This window comes from Sphingomonas lenta (assembly GCF_002288825.1).
Taxonomy (GTDB): Bacteria; Pseudomonadota; Alphaproteobacteria; order Sphingomonadales; family Sphingomonadaceae; genus Sphingomonas; species Sphingomonas lenta.
The window spans coordinates 25,323-41,225 of the sequence record NZ_NSLI01000006.1; the positions used below are offsets into that span (position 1 = coordinate 25,323).

The 15,903-nt window shown below is 66.8% G+C and carries 17 protein-coding genes; 8 read left to right on the plus strand and 9 right to left on the minus strand.

The features are described 5' to 3' along the window. Positions 1-3: 3 nt before the first annotated feature. The gene (locus tag CKY28_RS16985) at positions 4-2,550 is read right to left on the minus strand and encodes a heavy metal translocating P-type ATPase (RefSeq protein WP_095999588.1); all 2,547 of its coding nucleotides are present in this window, start codon (positions 2,548-2,550) and stop codon (positions 4-6) included. 149 nt (positions 2,551-2,699) lie between these two features. Between CKY28_RS16985 and CKY28_RS16990 the strand changes: the two genes are divergently transcribed. The 3 genes from CKY28_RS16990 to CKY28_RS17000 all read left to right on the plus strand — a co-directional run bounded on the left by CKY28_RS16990 (position 2,700) and on the right by CKY28_RS17000 (position 5,050). Next, on the plus strand, positions 2,700-2,909 hold the full coding sequence (locus tag CKY28_RS16990; RefSeq protein WP_176473158.1) for a heavy-metal-associated domain-containing protein: 210 nt from the start codon (positions 2,700-2,702) through the stop codon (positions 2,907-2,909). Between the two features lie 302 nt (positions 2,910-3,211). Further along, on the plus strand, positions 3,212-4,525 hold the full coding sequence (locus CKY28_RS16995; protein WP_095999590.1) for a type II restriction endonuclease: 1,314 nt from the start codon (positions 3,212-3,214) through the stop codon (positions 4,523-4,525). 255 nt (positions 4,526-4,780) lie between these two features. Next, a complete protein-coding gene (locus CKY28_RS17000) occupies positions 4,781-5,050 on the plus strand; it encodes a DUF305 domain-containing protein (RefSeq protein ID WP_176473159.1) in 270 nt (89 codons plus the stop codon). A 125-nt stretch (positions 5,051-5,175) separates the two neighbouring features. Here CKY28_RS17000 and CKY28_RS17005 read toward each other — a convergent pair whose 3' ends face one another. The 4 genes from CKY28_RS17005 to CKY28_RS17020 all read right to left on the minus strand — a co-directional run bounded on the left by CKY28_RS17005 (position 5,176) and on the right by CKY28_RS17020 (position 7,410). Beyond that, positions 5,176-5,649: an SRPBCC family protein gene (locus CKY28_RS17005; protein WP_095999592.1), complete on the minus strand. Its 474-nt coding sequence runs from the start codon at positions 5,647-5,649 to the stop codon at positions 5,176-5,178. A 467-nt stretch (positions 5,650-6,116) separates the two neighbouring features. Beyond that, positions 6,117-6,695 (minus strand): RNA polymerase sigma factor, encoded by a 579-nt coding sequence (locus CKY28_RS17010; protein WP_095999593.1) that lies wholly within the window; start codon positions 6,693-6,695, stop codon positions 6,117-6,119. Next, on the minus strand, positions 6,692-7,132 hold the full coding sequence (locus tag CKY28_RS17015; RefSeq protein WP_095999594.1) for a periplasmic heavy metal sensor: 441 nt from the start codon (positions 7,130-7,132) through the stop codon (positions 6,692-6,694). Before CKY28_RS17015 ends, CKY28_RS17010 begins: the two co-directional genes overlap by 4 nt. Next, positions 7,129-7,410 carry a DUF4164 domain-containing protein gene (locus CKY28_RS17020; protein WP_245841902.1) on the minus strand — a complete coding sequence of 94 codons (282 nt, stop codon included), beginning with the start codon at positions 7,408-7,410 and terminating at the stop codon, positions 7,129-7,131. Before CKY28_RS17020 ends, CKY28_RS17015 begins: the two co-directional genes overlap by 4 nt. Positions 7,411-7,585: 175 nt before the next feature. On the opposite strand from CKY28_RS17020, the gene copC reads away from it, so the two are divergent. After that, a complete protein-coding gene (gene copC, locus CKY28_RS17025; protein ID WP_095999596.1) occupies positions 7,586-7,966 on the plus strand; it encodes a copper homeostasis periplasmic binding protein CopC in 381 nt (126 codons plus the stop codon). Between the two features lie 6 nt (positions 7,967-7,972). Beyond that, on the plus strand, positions 7,973-8,899 hold the full coding sequence (gene copD / locus CKY28_RS17030) for a copper homeostasis membrane protein CopD (RefSeq protein ID WP_342747180.1): 927 nt from the start codon (positions 7,973-7,975) through the stop codon (positions 8,897-8,899). A gap of 149 nt (positions 8,900-9,048) precedes the next feature. Here copD and CKY28_RS17035 read toward each other — a convergent pair whose 3' ends face one another. Beyond that, on the minus strand, positions 9,049-9,444 hold the full coding sequence (locus CKY28_RS17035; protein WP_095999598.1) for a DUF305 domain-containing protein: 396 nt from the start codon (positions 9,442-9,444) through the stop codon (positions 9,049-9,051). Between the two features lie 230 nt (positions 9,445-9,674). On the opposite strand from CKY28_RS17035, the gene CKY28_RS17040 reads away from it, so the two are divergent. Further along, complete coding sequence (locus CKY28_RS17040) at positions 9,675-10,433, plus strand: DUF4198 domain-containing protein (RefSeq protein WP_141243977.1); 759 nt, start codon at positions 9,675-9,677, stop codon at positions 10,431-10,433. A gap of 161 nt (positions 10,434-10,594) precedes the next feature. Here CKY28_RS17040 and CKY28_RS17045 read toward each other — a convergent pair whose 3' ends face one another. The 3 genes from CKY28_RS17045 to CKY28_RS17055 all read right to left on the minus strand — a co-directional run bounded on the left by CKY28_RS17045 (position 10,595) and on the right by CKY28_RS17055 (position 14,448). Further along, positions 10,595-10,897 (minus strand): hypothetical protein, encoded by a 303-nt coding sequence (locus CKY28_RS17045; protein ID WP_095999600.1) that lies wholly within the window; start codon positions 10,895-10,897, stop codon positions 10,595-10,597. 111 nt (positions 10,898-11,008) lie between these two features. Then, positions 11,009-11,785, minus strand: a complete 777-nt coding sequence (locus CKY28_RS17050; protein ID WP_095999601.1) for a copper resistance protein B — start codon at positions 11,783-11,785, stop codon at positions 11,009-11,011. Further along, on the minus strand, positions 11,785-14,448 hold the full coding sequence (locus CKY28_RS17055) for a multicopper oxidase domain-containing protein (protein WP_176473160.1): 2,664 nt from the start codon (positions 14,446-14,448) through the stop codon (positions 11,785-11,787). The genes CKY28_RS17050 and CKY28_RS17055 overlap by 1 nt, the downstream gene beginning before the upstream one ends. Here CKY28_RS17055 and CKY28_RS17060 point away from each other — a divergent pair. Next, positions 14,377-15,072 (plus strand): DUF2231 domain-containing protein, encoded by a 696-nt coding sequence (locus tag CKY28_RS17060; RefSeq protein ID WP_245841903.1) that lies wholly within the window; start codon positions 14,377-14,379, stop codon positions 15,070-15,072. The genes CKY28_RS17055 and CKY28_RS17060 overlap by 72 nt on opposite strands. A gap of 140 nt (positions 15,073-15,212) precedes the next feature. Further along, positions 15,213-15,899, plus strand: a complete 687-nt coding sequence (locus CKY28_RS17065) for a UTRA domain-containing protein (RefSeq protein WP_176473161.1) — start codon at positions 15,213-15,215, stop codon at positions 15,897-15,899. The last annotated feature ends 4 nt before the right edge of the window (positions 15,900-15,903 follow it).

Consider the following 15,903-nt stretch of genomic DNA (forward strand, 5'->3'; position numbering starts at 1 on the left):
CCGTCAGGCCGCAGCCGCGGCGCGGGCGTGCGGCGTCGCCGGCGCGGCGTCCTCACCGCGGTCGGCGGCGAGCACGGGCTTGAAGGCCTTGAGCCGGAGCGCGTTCGTCAGCACGAACACGCTGGACAGCGCCATCGCTCCGGCCGCGAACACCGGCGACAGCAGCGTCCCCGAAACTGGGTAGAGCGCTCCGGCCGCGACGGGGATGAGCGCGGCGTTGTACGCGAACGCCCAGAACAGGTTCTGCTTGATGTTCCTGATCGTCGCCTTGGACAGCGCGATCGCGTTCACCACGCCGCGAAGATCGCCCGACATGAGCACCACGTCGGCGGACTCGATCGCCACGTCCGTCCCCGTCCCGATCGCGAGGCCCACATCGGCTTCGGCGAGCGCGGGCGCGTCGTTGATGCCGTCGCCGACGAAGGCGACCTTGCGCGCGCCCTCCCGGAGCTGGTGGATGGCTTCCACCTTGCCGTCCGGCAGCACCTCGGGGACCACTTCGTCGATGCCGAGCTGGCGGGCGACGGCTTCGGCCGTGGCGCGGTTGTCGCCGGTGATCATCGCCACCTTGAGCCCGAGATCGTGGAGCGCGCGGATCGCTTCGGGCGTCGTATCCTTGACCGGATCGGCGACGGCGATGATCGCGGCGAGCTTGCCGTCGATCGCGGCGTAGAGCGGCGACTTGCCTTCACCACCCAGCCGCGCGGCCTCGCCGGCGAACACGGCCACGTCGAGCCCGAGCTTCGCCATGTAGCGATCGGCCCCGACGGCGACGGTGCGGCCGCCGACCGTTCCCGAAACGCCATAGCCTGGCGTCGCCTCGAAGCCCTGGAGCGAGCCCACCCGCAGGCCCCGCCTCTCGGCCGCGAGCACGATAGCGTCGGCGATCGGGTGTTCGGACTTCGCCTCGACAGCCGCGACCAGCGCCAGCACCTCGTCGCGCTCGAACCCAGGCGCGGGCGTCAGGTCCGTCAGCTCGGGGCGGCCCTTGGTGAGCGTGCCCGTCTTGTCGAGCGCGACCACGGCCACGTCCCGGAGTGTCTGGAGCGCTTCGCCCTTGCGGAACAGCACGCCAAGTTCGGCCGCGCGGCCAGTTCCGACCATGATGGAGGTGGGCGTCGCCAGTCCCATGGCGCACGGGCAGGCGATAATGAGGACCGCCACCGCGTTCACCAGCGCGAAGGTGAGCGCGGGAGTCGGGCCGAGCACAAGCCAGATCAGGAAGGTGAGCGCGGCTACGCCCATGACGGCCGGCACGAACCAGGCCGTCACCTTGTCGACCATCGCCTGGATCGGGAGCTTGGAGCCTTGCGCCTGCTCGACCATGCGGATGATGTGCGCCAGCACGGTGTCCGCGCCGACCTTGGTCGCGCGGAAGCTGAACGCGCCCGTCTTGTTGATCGTGCCGCCGACCACTTCCGCGCCCGCTTCCTTGGCGACGGGCACGGGCTCGCCGGTGATCATCGACTCGTCGACGTAAGAACTGCCCTCGACCACCTCGCCATCGACCGGCACCTTCTCACCGGGGCGGACTTGGACGACATCGCCGGCGCGCACGTCGGCGATCAGCAGCTCGGTCACCTTACCGTCGCGCTCGACGCGCGCCGTCTTGGGCGTGAGCCCGACCAGGCGCTTGATCGCTTCCGACGTGCGCCCCTTGGCTTTTGCTTCGAGGTAGCGCCCCAGCAGGATCAGCGTGACGATGACCGCGGCGGCCTCGTAGTAGACGTTGGCGGTCCCGGCGGGCAGCACCTGCGGCGCGAAGGTCGCGACGAGCGAATAGCCCCAGGCGGCCGACGTGCCGACCGTCACCAGCGAGTTCATGTCGGGCGTGCCGCGCAGGATGGCGGGCACGCCCTTCTTGAAGAAGCGCAGGCCCGGCCCGAACAGAACCGCGGTGGCGAGCGCGAACTGAATGAACCAGCTCGTCCGCATGCCGATCGTGCCCATCACGAAGTCGTGGACGGCCGGGATCAGGTGCGAACCCATTTCGAGTACGAACACGGGGAGGGTCAGGACCGCGGCGATGAGGAGCGCGCGCTTGAGATTCGCCAGCTCGCGCTCGCGCGCGTCGCGCTCGGCGAAGGCGTCATTGGCGACCAGGCGGCGCGGCTCGTAACCGGCGCTCCGGATCGCGGCTTCCAAGTCCTCGACCGACGCGATGCCTCGGAGATAGCGGACGCTGACCTTCTCGGTCGCCAGATTCACGGTCGCCGCGGCGACGCCGGGCACGCCATTTAAGGCCTTCTCGACATGGCCCACGCACGAGGCGCACGTCATGCCCTCGACGCCCAGCTCGACCGTGCTTTCCGGCACCGAATAGCCCGCACCCTCGACCGCGCGGACCACCGCGGCGGCATCAGGCCTGCCGGCAAACGCCACATCGGCGCGCTCGGTCGCTAGGTTGACGTTGACCGAGGCGACGCCCGGCAGCGTGCCGATCGCCTTCTCGACATGGCCGACGCAGGACGCGCACGCCATCCCCTCGACGGGAACGCTGATCGTGGCACCCGTCCGGGCTTCGTGCTGCAATGGGATCACGGTCGCCATGAGCTGTCCTTTCTCGCTCTATGGCACCCCAGATAGGGTTTCCAACGATTGGAAGGTCAAGGGGCTCACTCGCATCCGCCAGCTCTTGACCTTACCATCGTGGTAAGCCCCACATGGTTCCGCGAACGTCATCACGAAGGAGAGTTCGCGTGTTCAAGTTGCATGTACCCGGTATGACCTGTGGCGGCTGCGCCCGCCGTATTACCACCGCCATTCACGCCGTTGATCCAGCGGCCGAGGTCATCGCCCGGCCGCCCAGCCGCGAGGTCTCGGTGCGTACCACGGCGGACCTGCAGTCGCTCCTGGCTGCGCTGGAGGACACGGGCTACCCGGCGACCGCAAGCGGTGGGGTCGCCTGAGGTGAGCCGGGTGTCTGTTCAGGTCGCGCAGAGGTGATCGGTCGAAGAGAAGCGAAAACCTGAGCCGTCCCGGAGGTGGCTCTACCGGCGCGGGCACGCGGCCTATGGCGGAGGTCTGAGTGCCTGAGCTCTTGGACGTCACCGGGCGCATCAAAGCCCGGACTCCCGCTGCCGTCCCAAGCTGCACGGAGTCGATTGACCTGATCGAGGCTGCGTGCTCGGACCTGTAGCCACCTTGACGGGGAGCGCCGGGCCGAGTCACGCTTTGTCAGGTCCGTCGCCCCGTCAGGAAACTCGCAGTCATGCCGCAAGCAGCAGCCGTCGCGCATGTTCCATCCAGTCACGCTGAACTGGTTCGCGAGCTCATTCGGCGCTGGCGCGACGACTCCGGGGCGACGTACCGCTCATGGTTCCTCTGGGACGAGCGTCTGAAGAACTTCCGCTCGATCCGGCGCGGCCTGCAGCAGGTCGTATCCGAGATCGAGGCGGGGACGTTCGGAGTCGCTTACCGCGGCTCGTCGCTGGAGACGGTGGTCCACTCGATCGCCGAGCAGCGTCAGATCTTCAAGGGCGCGGATCATGCCTGGCTGTGGAAGCCGAAGCTGCGCATTCCCGACATCTACGAGAACCCCGACAACCAGCGCGCCTTCGGCCGCCTTCTCCACAACTGCTCCTGTTGCGACACCGCCGAGGAGATCATCCGTCACATCCGGGGGATCGACGCGCTGAAGATCAAAGGACTCGGGCCGGCGGCAGCCAACCTACTTTATTTTCTTCATCCGACCCTGATCCCGCCGTTCAACACCGCGATCGTGAACGGCTACAACGCGCTGACCGGCGCCAAGGTGAAGCTCGGGTCGTGGGACCACTTTCTGGCGATGCGGGCCGGCATCCTGGATCTGAACGACCGGTTCCGCGACCTGCTCTCAAACGACCTCGGCGCGATCGGCGGCCTCCTGTTCGATGTCGGCTCGAAGCGCTACCCGGCTCCACCGCTCGACGACGACGCGTCCGCGGGGAAAGATTGGTTCACCCGACTTGAGGAGGCGCGCGCGGAGGCGAGCAGGCTCGACAAAACTGCCGCCGCCCAGGGCGAGACCGACCGCACCCACGCCGAGATCCAAGCCTGGTTGCGAGACCTCGGCTTGTCGCTCGGATATGACGTCTGGATCGCCGCGAACGATCGGGGCCGTCTTCACGCCGGCGTGCCGCTCGCGCACGGATGTGTGGAGCGCCTCCCCGCCGCTCTCGCCACCTCGCCCGGCGCGGACTCCATCCGGCTCATCGATGTGCTCTGGCTGGCGAAGGGCGGCGAGAATGTCGCCGCGGCGTTCGAGGTAGAGCACTCGACCTCGATCTATTCGGGGATCGTTCGCATGCTCGACCTAGCTTTGTCCGGAGGCGACCTCCATGCGGCCGCCGGGCTCTTTCTGGTGGCGCCCGACGCACGCGAGGCCGATGTTCGCGCTCAGCTCCGCCGTCCGGCGTTCAGCCGCATCGCGGACCTTGACTTCTCCTACCTACCCTATGGCGAGCTGGAGCGGCACAAGGAGGCGATCGCCCGCTTCGGCTCCGGTCTGAAGGCGATCAAGGCGATCTCAAGCCCTTTGTCGTGACATAAGCAAAACACCAGACGGCTTGTGGGTACCGCGCCGATACCTGCCCGTCGCTGATGCGCTCGCCGCGCACGTCAGGCCTGAGTCCTCCCTACCTGTCTAGGCAATTGTGCTGTCGTATAACGCTCGCCCTTCGTGAGCGACCACTTGGAAGTGCTTGGGGCACGCTCCGGCGGGAACCCTTCCCGTAAGCCGCGCATGACTCGTCAGCAGCTCGTTAGGGCTCGCAGTGTTCACCCACACAGGAGATTGCAGATGTTCGGGATGTCGGATCAGTTCTCGTCGGTCGAGAAGAAGATGCATCACGAGATGATGGAGGCCAAGGGCGACACCACGGCGGAGACCTGGATCAAGAAGATGATCGCGCACCATCAGGGCGCCATCGACATGTCGCGGGTGCTGTTGGACAATAGCGATCATGGCCCGACGCGCGCGATGGCGCAGAAGACGATCGACGAGCAGCAGAAGGACATCAACGAACTCGCCGACATGCTCGTCCAGCACCAGGCCGAGCTACGGTCCTAATCGATGGGCGTGGCATTCCGGCCCGTTCGGGACGCCTCGCATCCCAGTCAGAATGATGGTTCGACGTCGGACCATCAAGTCGTTTGGGCGGGCCGTTCCTCCGATCTGTCGGTCGCCGATGCCGGTCAACGGCGCTTGGACCGGCGATCGGAGGATCGATAGCGTTCGGTAACCCGATCACCCAGCTTCGTCGCCAGTGCGGCGTCCGCCCGTTCGAGGAGCGACTTCACCTTCCGCGAAACCGGCCGTCGAATGAGACCGGAGATAGGCCCCTCGCATCGGACGTGATGTCTGACCACCGTCCGCGCGCCCGCGCCCGACAGCGTATAAAACTCGTCGACGGTCAGAAGTCGTGGAACCCATAACCGCCATCCCAGCGTGCGTTTCGGCTCGAAGTGGAGGACGCGCGCAGGAACGGTGCGCCGAGCCGGAAGACCGGCCAGCTGCTTCAATCCGTATCGGATCACGCCGCCATAAGCGGCTCGGCCCTCGATCCACACATAAGGGTGCCACTGCTCGAACTCGGCGAACGCGGTCAGCACGTCCCACACGCGCCCGATGGGCTGATCCACCTGTACGATGTTCTCGACCTCGAACATGCCCGCAATTCCTAGCTCATCCCGCTCCGGGAGGAGGTCCGCAACGTGTTGCCGATCGGCGCAACGAATGCGAGCTCCCCTTCGAAACAGCGGTCACACCCAGCAAAAGATCTTCATTCGTCGGCAGGGCGAAGCCGCGGTAGCAGGCCCGCGAGCCAGGCGAGATCACGAGGCTCGAGGCAAGCGGCTACTGCATCGGGCAATGTGACGCACCTTCGGGAGAGTAGGCGCGCGCGGGCCTGACGGTCGTCGGGCAAGGCGAGCCAAGTTCGCACGCAATGCTCGAGGTCGCCCACCGATGAGAGTTGCTCGTCGACATAGAGCTGCGACTTCGTCCGCCACGGCGGGACGGTTCGTGATCGATTATAAGCCATGGCGGATAGAAGGACCGGCAAGACCTGCGCCCCGGCGTCCCGCGAGCCTCGGCGTGGCGGGCCGGGCAGCGGCCATGCTGGAACTCCGACCGATCATTTCTGGCGCTCCTCGAGCAAAGCCGCGAGTTGTTTGCGGGCACGATGCAGCCGGGTCTCCACCGCCTTGGCCGTGACGCCGAGCGCTTGCGCGGTTTCCCCCTGCGAGAGACCTTCGACAGTGCGTAGCAGCAGAGTTTCCCGAAGGTTGGCGGGGAGTCGGAGGATCGCGTCCTCGACACGCCTGAGCTCGCGACGATCGGACGCGGCGTCGTCCACCGCGGGGCGTAGATCGGGTACCTGGTCGATCACCTCGTCGGGCGGCCGGGAGCCGAACGAGAACAGGCTTCGTATACGCTGGCGTCTGCGCCAATCCCTGCACCGGTTAAGCGCGATGGTGGCGAGCCAAGCGCGCATTGAGCGCTCGTGATCGAACTGTCCGATCGTCCGAAACGCCGCCGCGAAACAGTCCTGCGTCAGGTCGAGAGCCTCCTCTGGATCGCCCGTGCAGCCGCGAACAAGACGGTAGATCGGGTCGCGGTACCGGCGCACGATCTCGCCGAACGCAGGCTGTCGACCAGCGGCCGTCAGCGCGGCGAGTTCGCCGTCGGATAGCTCCGCATAGATCAGGCTCACCGCTTCTCGACGGTCAGCGCGTCGACCACCGCCCGATCGAACTTCCGCGCCTGATCGGGCCGCAAGACCTGCCGCATGGCGAAGATGTGACCGAGCGTCTCCTTCTGTAGCCGGCCCATCGCTTCGTGGGACGCGTCGACCGCCGCAGCCACCTGCGGTCCGTTCCCATGCTCGGCTTGGATGGCATCGGCCAAGCGGGCGTTGGCCGCGCGAAGCTCCAGTTCCAGCGCACGCCGTCTTAGCGCGAAATGCTGCTCGAGCAGCTCGATCCGACGCTCCTGGTCGACATCGAGATCGAGCCGCTCGTGCAGGAAGGCATGCAGTTCGCTGCCTTGCGCCTGCGGCTGTGGCATCACCGCCCGGCCCACGAACACGCCCGCGACCGCCGCTACGAACGCGAGCAGCACCAACCAGAACCAGCGGCGCACCTCCTTCATGGCCCTGTGGCGAGGAGCGTCGAAGGCGCGAGCGGCGACGATGCCCCGAAGGGCGCGAGCGCCGAAGCACTGGCCTTCGCCTCACCTGTCGGCAGGACGGCTCCCGCGGTTCCAAGCAGCGCCGCCGCCGCGGCGGTGATGATCCCGATCCGGATCGGCGGGCCGGCCCGCGCGTCGCGCTCGGCCTCGATGCGCGCGAAAACGGCGCTTTCCAAGCCGTCGAGCCCCGGGTGGGTCGGAGCGGCGGCAAGCCGCTGGAGCGCGTCGTCGATATTCATCACAGGTCCTGCTGGTCGCGTCGTTACTAACATATACGCATCAAGACGCTCCGTCCCTCAGGCGCAAGTGTCGGGGACGGCCGGCCTGTGGCGCGTTCACGAGTGATTGAGGGGCTTTCAGTTCATATGCGTACTTTAGAATATCGGCGTCATGCCGGTTTTGTGGAGAAGACTCATGCGTAACCTGATCTCCGTTCTCGCGGCTGCGATGGTCGCCTCGACTGCGACCACGGCCTATGCTCATCCCAAGCTCCTGTCCGCCTCGCCGGCGGCCAACGCGACCGTCGCGGCTCCTAAGGCCGTCCAGCTCCGGTTTTCCGAGAAGCTGGTCGCCCGCTTCTCGACCGCCGACCTCGTCATGACGGGCATGCCGGGCATGGCCGACCATCCGCCGATGAAGATGAGCGGCGTAAAGACGAGCGTTGCGGGTGACGGACGAACGCTGGTCCTCTCGTCCGCGCGTCCGCTGGCGGCCGGCACTTATCGGGTCGACTACCGCGTCGTCTCCAGCGACACGCATCCGATCAAGGGCAGCTACTCCTTCCGGGTGAAGTGATCGGTGGTGGACGCGACGATGGTCCTCGTCAGGCTGGCGTCCTATCTCGACCTGACTGTCCTGTTCGGACTTGCGGCGTTCGGGTTGTATGGCCTGCGAGGCGAGGAGCGGAGCGGTTCGGCGCTCCGCCTTCGTCCGCTACTCGTCGCGGCCGCGCTGCTCGGCCTTGTCGTATCGGCTTTCGGCCTGCTCTCGCTGGCCGCCTCTTTCGGCGGCACGGGTCTCCTCGATGTCGACCGCGAGACGCTCGGCGCGATCCTTGAGGACACGAGCTTGGGGACGTCGTGGATCGTACGCGTCGCCGCGCTGGCTCTCGCCATAGGCGCGGCGGCTGCAATCCCGAGAGCGCCCGCCGCGGCGTTGGGGACCGTGCTCGCCGCCGGAGCGGTGGCGCTCGCGACGCTCGCCTGGACCGGACACGGCGCCATGGGCGAAGGAAACCTCGGCTGGCTCCATCTGGGCGCCGACATCGCGCATCTGCTGGCCGCCGGCATCTGGATCGGCGCGCTCGTCGCGCTCCTCCTGCTCGTCTTCCGGCGATCGGCGCGGGTAGACGAAGCGCATGTGAGGCTGTCGCATCGGACGTTGGAAGGCTTCTCCCTCGTGGGCACCGCGCTTGTGGCGGTTCTCGTACTGACCGGCGTGGTGAATACCTGGTTGATCGTCGGAGTCTCCGGGCTTCCGACCCTCCCCTTCTCGCTTTATGGTCAGTTGCTGATCGCCAAGCTCGCGCTCTTCGGGGTGATGCTTCTCCTGGCAGCGCTGAACCGCTTCCGGCTGACACCGCGGTTGCGCAGCGCGATGGGCCAGGGTGATCATCGCGGCGCGATGTACGCCCTCCGGCGTAGCCTCGCCGTTGAGACCTCAATCGGCCTGGCAGTACTCGCGCTGGTAGCCTGGCTCGGCGTTCTCGAGCCCTCTGGTCCGATGTGATGGCGAGGGCGGACTTTGGCCTGTCCAACGCCAGCGTCGTGAGCTGAGGAGGTCGGTGCTCGCCTACGGTCGCGCTGTCACATTCGCTCAATAGAGTAAGAAAGGGCGGCCGAGGGCCGCCCTTTTCCGTCGACGTTCCTAGCTATTGGCTACTGGGCGGACTTGCCCATCTTCCGCAGCATGGCCTGCAGGGTTGCGATCTCACGATTCTGGCTGGCGATGGTCTTCTGCGCCTCCCGGCGCACCTCCGCGTTCTGCGTGTTCCGCAGCACGAGCTGGGACATTTCGACGGCGCCACGGTGATGCTCGATCATCTTGCGGGTCCAGGTCTCGCCCGCATCGGCGCCCATCGCGGACATCATCCGCTCGTGCATCTTCATCTCGGCCGGCGGGAACGGGTTGGCCGCCGTCGGCTGCATCATCCCGCTCATCTGTGAGTGGTTCATCTGCGAATGGTTCATCTTGGAATGATCCATCGCTTGCTGAGCGACCAGGGGAGCGGCGAGCAGCGCGGCGGCACCGGCGAGTACGAGCTTCGACTTCATCAGCGGGTCTCTTTCCTTGCATTTCCGCAGACGTCACGGGACGCCTGCTCCGGTTTGATAACCAGCAGCGGACCGAATGGTGCCGTCGTCACGGGACCGGCTCAGCTAGCCCTGTAATTTGTCTAGGCAACCGAATGGCTTTCTGCACCTCGGCCACTGACTGAAGCAGCTTAGGCTTGCCGACCGTAATCGGGTCCATCACACCCGGAGAACATAGCCAGGGAAAACTGATGATCCTCGTCTCTCGCGTGCTTCGTGCTTCAGCGGTCGTGGCCGCGGCGCTTCCAACCGCGGCATTCGCGCACGACTTCTTTCTGCTGCCGTCCGCTGGCGCCGGGCCGACGACTGTCGTCGCAACGGTCGGATCTTCCTTTCCCAAGCCGGAGATCGCGGTCACGCCCGATCGCGTCGCGACCGCGCGGGCCGCGACGTCGACCGGACCTGTGGACGTTCGCATCGGCGCCGTGTCCGGCGTCACGCTTCCCATCGCGATCGGCCCGGCCAAACAGCCCGTTGTGGCGTCGGTAACGCTGAAGCCGCGCGACGTCGAGTACCGCGACGACCGCATCGATCTTATCATGGACGAGTATCCGGTGGGTCCACAGGCAAAGGCGGCCGTGGCGGGCCTGCCGCGCCCGCGCATCCTGAAGGTGAACTCGCGTCGTTTCGCAAAGACCGCGGTCTGCCCCGAACGGTGCACTGGGCTCGCGAGCAAACCGGCGCAGGGGCTGGAACTCGAGTTCGTCGCCGTCTCGGACGGCCGCTTCCGCCTTCTGCAGAACGCGTCGCCTGTTGCAGGACATGAGGCGATCGTCGCGACCGCCGACGGGAAGCGGCAGCATGTCACGACCGACGCGCAAGGTGAACTGGCGCTGCCGGTAGGCGTCAGCGGTCCGACGATGCTGTTCGCCTCGACCATGACGCCGCCATCGACTCCGGATGGTCGCTTTCTGCTCCGCCTGACCTCGTTCACGTTGGGGAGCCGCTAGTCTCCTCGCAGGTCTTGATCCAGGCGGCGACGTCTTTTGCGAAGGTGTCTGTGAACCCTTGATGGTCCGTGCTCGCACCTGGGAGTCTAGAGAGCCGGGAGGCGGCAGCTGAATAGCCGCTTTCAGGTCGCGTCATGACGCGTTCAATCGGCACCTGCCATTCACTTGCTCAGAGGAGAAGTGAAATGAAGGCAATGCTTGCGACTCTGATCGGCACCGCGGCCCTGCTCGGTGTAGCGACCCCCGCGTCGGCGCACGAAAACGGCCCGCGTTCTCGCCATGCCCAGCAGCATGACCGCTTGGCCGATCACCACGACAGGACGCATGACCGGCTCGAGTACCAGCACGACCGCGCACACGACTACCGCCTCACGCGACGCGAGCATCGCGCGGTGCACCGCGACCTGAACCGACAGCATCGCCGTGCGGATCGGCGGCTGGAGCGTCGCCACCACGACCAGCACGATCGCCGCGACTACGGCCGGTACTACTGAGCGTCAGCGCTGGGTGTGGCTCAGGCCACGCCCAGCGCCAGCTGCTCCGCCCTCCGCCTAAAGGGGGCCAAGGCGAACGCTTCAGAACCATACCCGTAAGCCGGCCCGTGCCGACAAGCCGCCGACATCCTCGCCGGCGGCTCTGGCCAAGCGCGCCGATCCTCCCAGCCTACGCTCGTAGATGAGGGCGGCGTATGGCGCGAATTTACGGCTGAACTCGTATCGCGCCTGAACGCCCGTCTCGATCACGGAGAACCCGGAGGCTATCTGGCGTTCAGGGACGTCGGTGAGGTAGAAGTCCGTTTCGACCAACGGCTGCAGGATGAAGCGGTTCGTCAGCAGCAGATCGAACGACTGCTTGGCCCGGATGCTGACGTCGCCCTCCAGGCCGACGAACGCGTGCAACTCGGTTTCGATGAAATAGGGCGCGAGCCCTTGGATGCCCGCCACGACATAGGCCCGGTTGTCGGGCTTGAAGTCCGTGCGCAGCCCGATCTGCGCGTCGAAATAGGTCCATATGTTGCGGCTGTAGAGCGCCTGCACCTCGGCCTGCTCGAGACGCGGTCCGTTGAGCTCGCCTTCCGTCTTCCACCAGAACTTGTGCCGGTCACCGCCTACCCAGCCCTCTGCGTCCCAGCTGGCGATATCCTTGCCTTCGAGACGACCATAGTCCGCCTGGATCAAGCTGTAGGTGTAGGTCCGGTCGGCGTGGATGCCCATGCCGCCCATGTCCACCTCGCGCTCCATTTCCCGGTTTTCCTGAGGTGCGGGCTGGCCGGACGGCGCCTCCACCTGCTGCGCAGAGACTTGGCCGCCGGCCAGCAGCGCGGCCGCGCCCATCATCGTGGCCCGGCGCATCAGTGCGCTCCGTGCGAGGCATGGGCGCCCGGGGCGGCCGGTGTTCCGTCCGGGTTGTCGACGGTCGCGACGATGAACTTCTGCATCATGCCGCTCTCCATGTGGTAGAGGAGATGGCAGTGGAGCGGCCACTCGCCCGCTTCGTCCGCGGTCACCAGCACGGACTGCGTTCTGCCCGGCGCGACGGCGATCACATTCTTGTCGGGCAATCGGTCGATGGGCTGTCCGTTCTCGACCTGGAAGAACATGCCGTGCAGATGCATCGGGTGCGCCATCATCGTCTCGTTGACGAAGGTCACCCGCACGCGGTCGCCGTACTTGACCCGGATCGGCGGAGCTTCGCCGAACTTCGCCCCGTTCAGCGTCCAGATGTACCGCTCCATGTTCCCCGAGACCTTCACCACGATCTCCCGGACCGGCGCTCGTGTGTCGCGCTGCGGCTCCGCCGCGCGCAGGTCCCGGACCGAGAGGACGCGCGCGCCATAAGGAGCGCCGGACGACCAGCCGAACACACGCCCTGATCCGTCTAGGTCACCCTCCCGGGCGAGCGCGGGCATGCCCATTCCGGACATGCCGCTCGTCTCCGACATGCCGGACATGCCTTGCATCGAAGCGTGGCTCATGCCGCCATGTCCCATGCCGGCCATGTCCATCCCAGCCATCGGGTCGGCGCCGAAGCCGTAGTTGACCGTCGGGAACGGCGTCCCGCCCGCCGGACGAACCGCCTGCGAGACTGCCGTGCCGATGCGCACGCCCGTCGATGTCGTCGGCTGCGCGCCGGGAGGTGCAGCGTCAGTGGCGTGGTCCATGCCCGGCATGCCGATCATGGGAGTGTCCGCGGGTGCGGCTGCCTGTCGCTCGCAATGGCCCATCGCCGCGTGCTCGGGCGCGCAGAACTGGGCGGCGCTGTCCGAACCACCGACCCGCGCTGTCTGTGCATCGCTCATGCCCGGCATCGTCGAGTGATCCATGCCCCCCTCACCGACATTCGGGGTCGATCGCGTCGATCGAGGCTGCGGCGCGTCGTGGTTCATCCCTGTCATCGCGCCATGGTCCATCTCCTCCATCGGCTGCGGCTGTCGCGCCGCCGCTTGGTTGAGCTGATCGGTCATGGTGTCCCGAGGCGCCGCCGAGCCCGTCCTGGCGTGATCCGTGCCGTCGGACCTCGCGGCCGCGATCGGCGCTCCATTCATGGCCGCCGACATCCGATGCCCCGCATGCGCGCCGCCCGGGGCGGCGGGGGTCGGCCCGCCCATTGCCATGTCACCCATCGCATGGCCCATTTCGCTCATCAGCAAAACCGGCCGGGGGCGTGCGCCCGGAACGGCCGCGCGCGCGGTCGGGCTGGACGCCAAGGTGGCGAGCACCGAAGCCTTGCGGTCGAGCGTTTCCACGTACAGCGGATAGGCCCCATCCTCCTTCGGCTCGACGATCACGTCGTACGTCTCGGCGACCCCGATGCGGAACTCGTCCACCAGCACCGGCTCGACCGCCCGCCCGTCCGCGGCCACGACCGTCATCGGCAGCCCCGAGGTGCGCACGTCCATGAAGCTCATCGCCGAGCCGTTGACGAATCGGAGGCGGACACGCTCACCCGCCCTGAGCTCGAGCCACGGCTTGGCAGCGGTCGGCTTGCCGTTCACGAGCAGCGTATAGTTTCCGACATCCGCGATGTCGGTCGGATCCATTCGCATCCGGCCCCAAGCGCGCCGGTCGGCGAGCGTCCGCTTCCACCCGAACTTCCTCGCGTCGGCGAACAGGTCTGGCAGCGTGCGCCGGCTGAAGTTGTAGTAGCCGGCGTCGCCCTTCAGGTTGCGCAGGATGCGCTCCGGGTCTTCGCGCGTGTGCTCGGACAGCACCACGACGTGCTCGCGGTCCACCCGCTGCGCCGGGGCGCCGCGCGGCTCGATGACGAACGCGCCGTACTCGCCGATCTGCTCCTGGGTCGCGGAGTGCGCGTGATACCAATAAGTCCCGGTCTGGCGTAGGTCGAAGGTGTAGGTGAAGGTCTGGCCCGGGTCGATACCGGGGAAGCCGTTGAAGCCCGGCGCGCCGTCCTGATCGCCGGGCAGGAGCAGTCCGTGCCAATGGATCGCGGTTCGCTCCTTCATTCGGTTGGTCACGCGGATCGTCGCCCGCTCGCCCTCGGTGAAGCGGAGCACAGGTCCGGGAAGCGAGCCGTTCACGGTGATCACATTGTCGCGTCGGCCTGGCTCCACCTCGAGCCGCTGCCTCTCGATCACCAGATCATATGTTCTCGCTTCCGCCACGCCGCTCGCGAGCAGCCCGAACAGCGCAATCAACATCGTGCGCAGCACCATATCCGTCTCCGCCGTTCCAAGCTCGGACGCCGACCGCACCGTTGGGTGCGCCCGATCATCCTTTCTGCATACGCACCAGCAACGCATCGCCCTTGCCGTTGCGAAGAAAAGTTCAGCCGCGCAGCCCGAAACCCGGCTCGCCACAGTCAGCGCCGAGCGGGCTTGCGAGATGCGCGCCAGCCGGAAACTCCGGCTCGGGTGATCGGATCTTGGTGAGGGCAAGGCGCGCGCCCTGCGTACTGGATGGAGGAACGGCAGGGAGTTTCGTGCATGCGCATCGCGATCGGACCGGCTTTGGCCGTCCTGCTGGCCATCGCCGCACAGGCGCCCGCGTCCGCCCACGAGGACAAGAACGCGCTCGGCGCAGGCCCAGGTCACGAAACCACGACTTCGGTGAACCGCGCGCCCGACCACGCTCGCGGCGGCGCAGCCGCGGGACATGGTCCCGCGGACGCGGCGGTGGGCGGCCAGGATATCGCCGGTGACGACGTGGCGGGCCATGGTGATCACGGGCGGCGCGGTGGCACGTTCTGGCAGCGGCTGGCGAGCTGGCTCGGCCGGGTCCATACGGCGGTGATCCACTTCCCGATCGCGATGCTGATCGGCGCGTTCGCGTTGGAGCTGCTTGGCGTCTGGCGCGGTCGTCCGCAATTCCGGGATGTCTCGCGAGGCATGCTGGTCGTGGGCGCGCTCGGAGCTGTCGCGGCCGCGGCTTTGGGCTGGTTTGCCGGCGGCTTTTATCTCACCGACCGCAATCCCGTGCTGATGATCCATCGATGGCTCGGCACTACGCTCGCGGTGCTGACCTCGATACTCGCCTATCGGGCGGTGACACGCAGCGCTGCGCCCGGCGAGCGTTCTATCGTCAACCTCTTGTCGCTCGGGGCGATCGCCGCAGCCGTCGCCGTCCAGGGGTATCTAGGGGGCTCGTTCATGCACGGCGGCCTCGACCACCTGGCCTTTTGAGGACGACGCGCGGTGCCGAGTGTCCCCGATCTGAGCAGCCAGCCAGTGCGCGACATCCGAGCCACCGGCCGCCTTCGGGAGCGGATCGCCCTCTCATGAGCACGGTCGGGGAATCTGCCGCGCACCAAGCGTCATCGCCCATGTACCGGCGCATCAAGGAGCACATCCTTGAGCATATCCTTGCAGGCGACTGGAGCGCGGGCGACAGGATCCCGTCCGAGCATGAGCTCAAGGATCAATTTCGCGTGTCCCGGATGACCGTACATCGGGCGCTGCGCGAACTGGTCGACGAAGGCTACGTGTCCCGGGTAGTCGGGGCCGGCACCTATGTGATGGATCGGCGCGTGGCGGCGGCGACCATGGCGGTCCATGATCTGTGCGAGGAGGCCCGCCGGAGCGGACGCCGATGTCGGACGAAGTTGCTTGCCTTATCTCACGGCACTGTTTGGCCAGAGATCGCCGCCCGGTTGGGAGTAGCGTCGGGGTCGAGCGTCTCCCACGTTGTGATCGTACGCTGGGTCGATAATTGGCCCGTGCAACTGGAAGAACGCTGGGTCGCGTCGGCGCGCGCACCATCCTTCCTTACGCAGGATCTGACGGATGAAACGCCTGCGGCCGTCCTAGGTCGCCTTCTCCCGGCCATTTCGTTCGATTTCGAGGTGCGGGCGGTGATGCCGCGTCGCCGGATAAGAACCATCCTGGCTCTCGGTGCCGAAGAGCCCGCGCTCCTGGTCACCGAGACCGCGACCCTTGATGGAGAGATCGTCTCGGTCGCCGACCTCCACCACCCGGCCAGCCGTTACGCGCTGCCCGGGCGGTTCTTGTGATGAG

What these genes read in the sequence shown, in the direction of transcription:
- CKY28_RS17065 (WP_176473161.1), top strand. Translation starts at nt 15,213, where the DNA reads ATGTACCGGCGCATCAAGGAGCACATCCTTGAGCATATCCTTGCAGGC.
- CKY28_RS17020 (WP_245841902.1), bottom strand. Translation starts at nt 7,410, where the DNA reads ATGAATATCGACGACGCGCTCCAGCGGCTTGCCGCCGCTCCGACCCAC.
- CKY28_RS17035 (WP_095999598.1), bottom strand. Translation starts at nt 9,444, where the DNA reads ATGAAGTCGAAGCTCGTACTCGCCGGTGCCGCCGCGCTGCTCGCCGCT.
- CKY28_RS16985 (WP_095999588.1), bottom strand. Translation starts at nt 2,550, where the DNA reads ATGGCGACCGTGATCCCATTGCAGCACGAAGCCCGGACGGGTGCCACG.
- copC (WP_095999596.1), top strand. Translation starts at nt 7,586, where the DNA reads ATGCGTAACCTGATCTCCGTTCTCGCGGCTGCGATGGTCGCCTCGACT.
- CKY28_RS17005 (WP_095999592.1), bottom strand. Translation starts at nt 5,649, where the DNA reads ATGTTCGAGGTCGAGAACATCGTACAGGTGGATCAGCCCATCGGGCGC.
- CKY28_RS17050 (WP_095999601.1), bottom strand. Translation starts at nt 11,785, where the DNA reads ATGCGCCGGGCCACGATGATGGGCGCGGCCGCGCTGCTGGCCGGCGGC.
- CKY28_RS17060 (WP_245841903.1), top strand. Translation starts at nt 14,377, where the DNA reads ATGCGCATCGCGATCGGACCGGCTTTGGCCGTCCTGCTGGCCATCGCC.
- CKY28_RS17015 (WP_095999594.1), bottom strand. Translation starts at nt 7,132, where the DNA reads ATGAAGGAGGTGCGCCGCTGGTTCTGGTTGGTGCTGCTCGCGTTCGTA.
- CKY28_RS17040 (WP_141243977.1), top strand. Translation starts at nt 9,675, where the DNA reads ATGATCCTCGTCTCTCGCGTGCTTCGTGCTTCAGCGGTCGTGGCCGCG.
- CKY28_RS16995 (WP_095999590.1), top strand. Translation starts at nt 3,212, where the DNA reads ATGCCGCAAGCAGCAGCCGTCGCGCATGTTCCATCCAGTCACGCTGAA.
- CKY28_RS17000 (WP_176473159.1), top strand. Translation starts at nt 4,781, where the DNA reads ATGTTCGGGATGTCGGATCAGTTCTCGTCGGTCGAGAAGAAGATGCAT.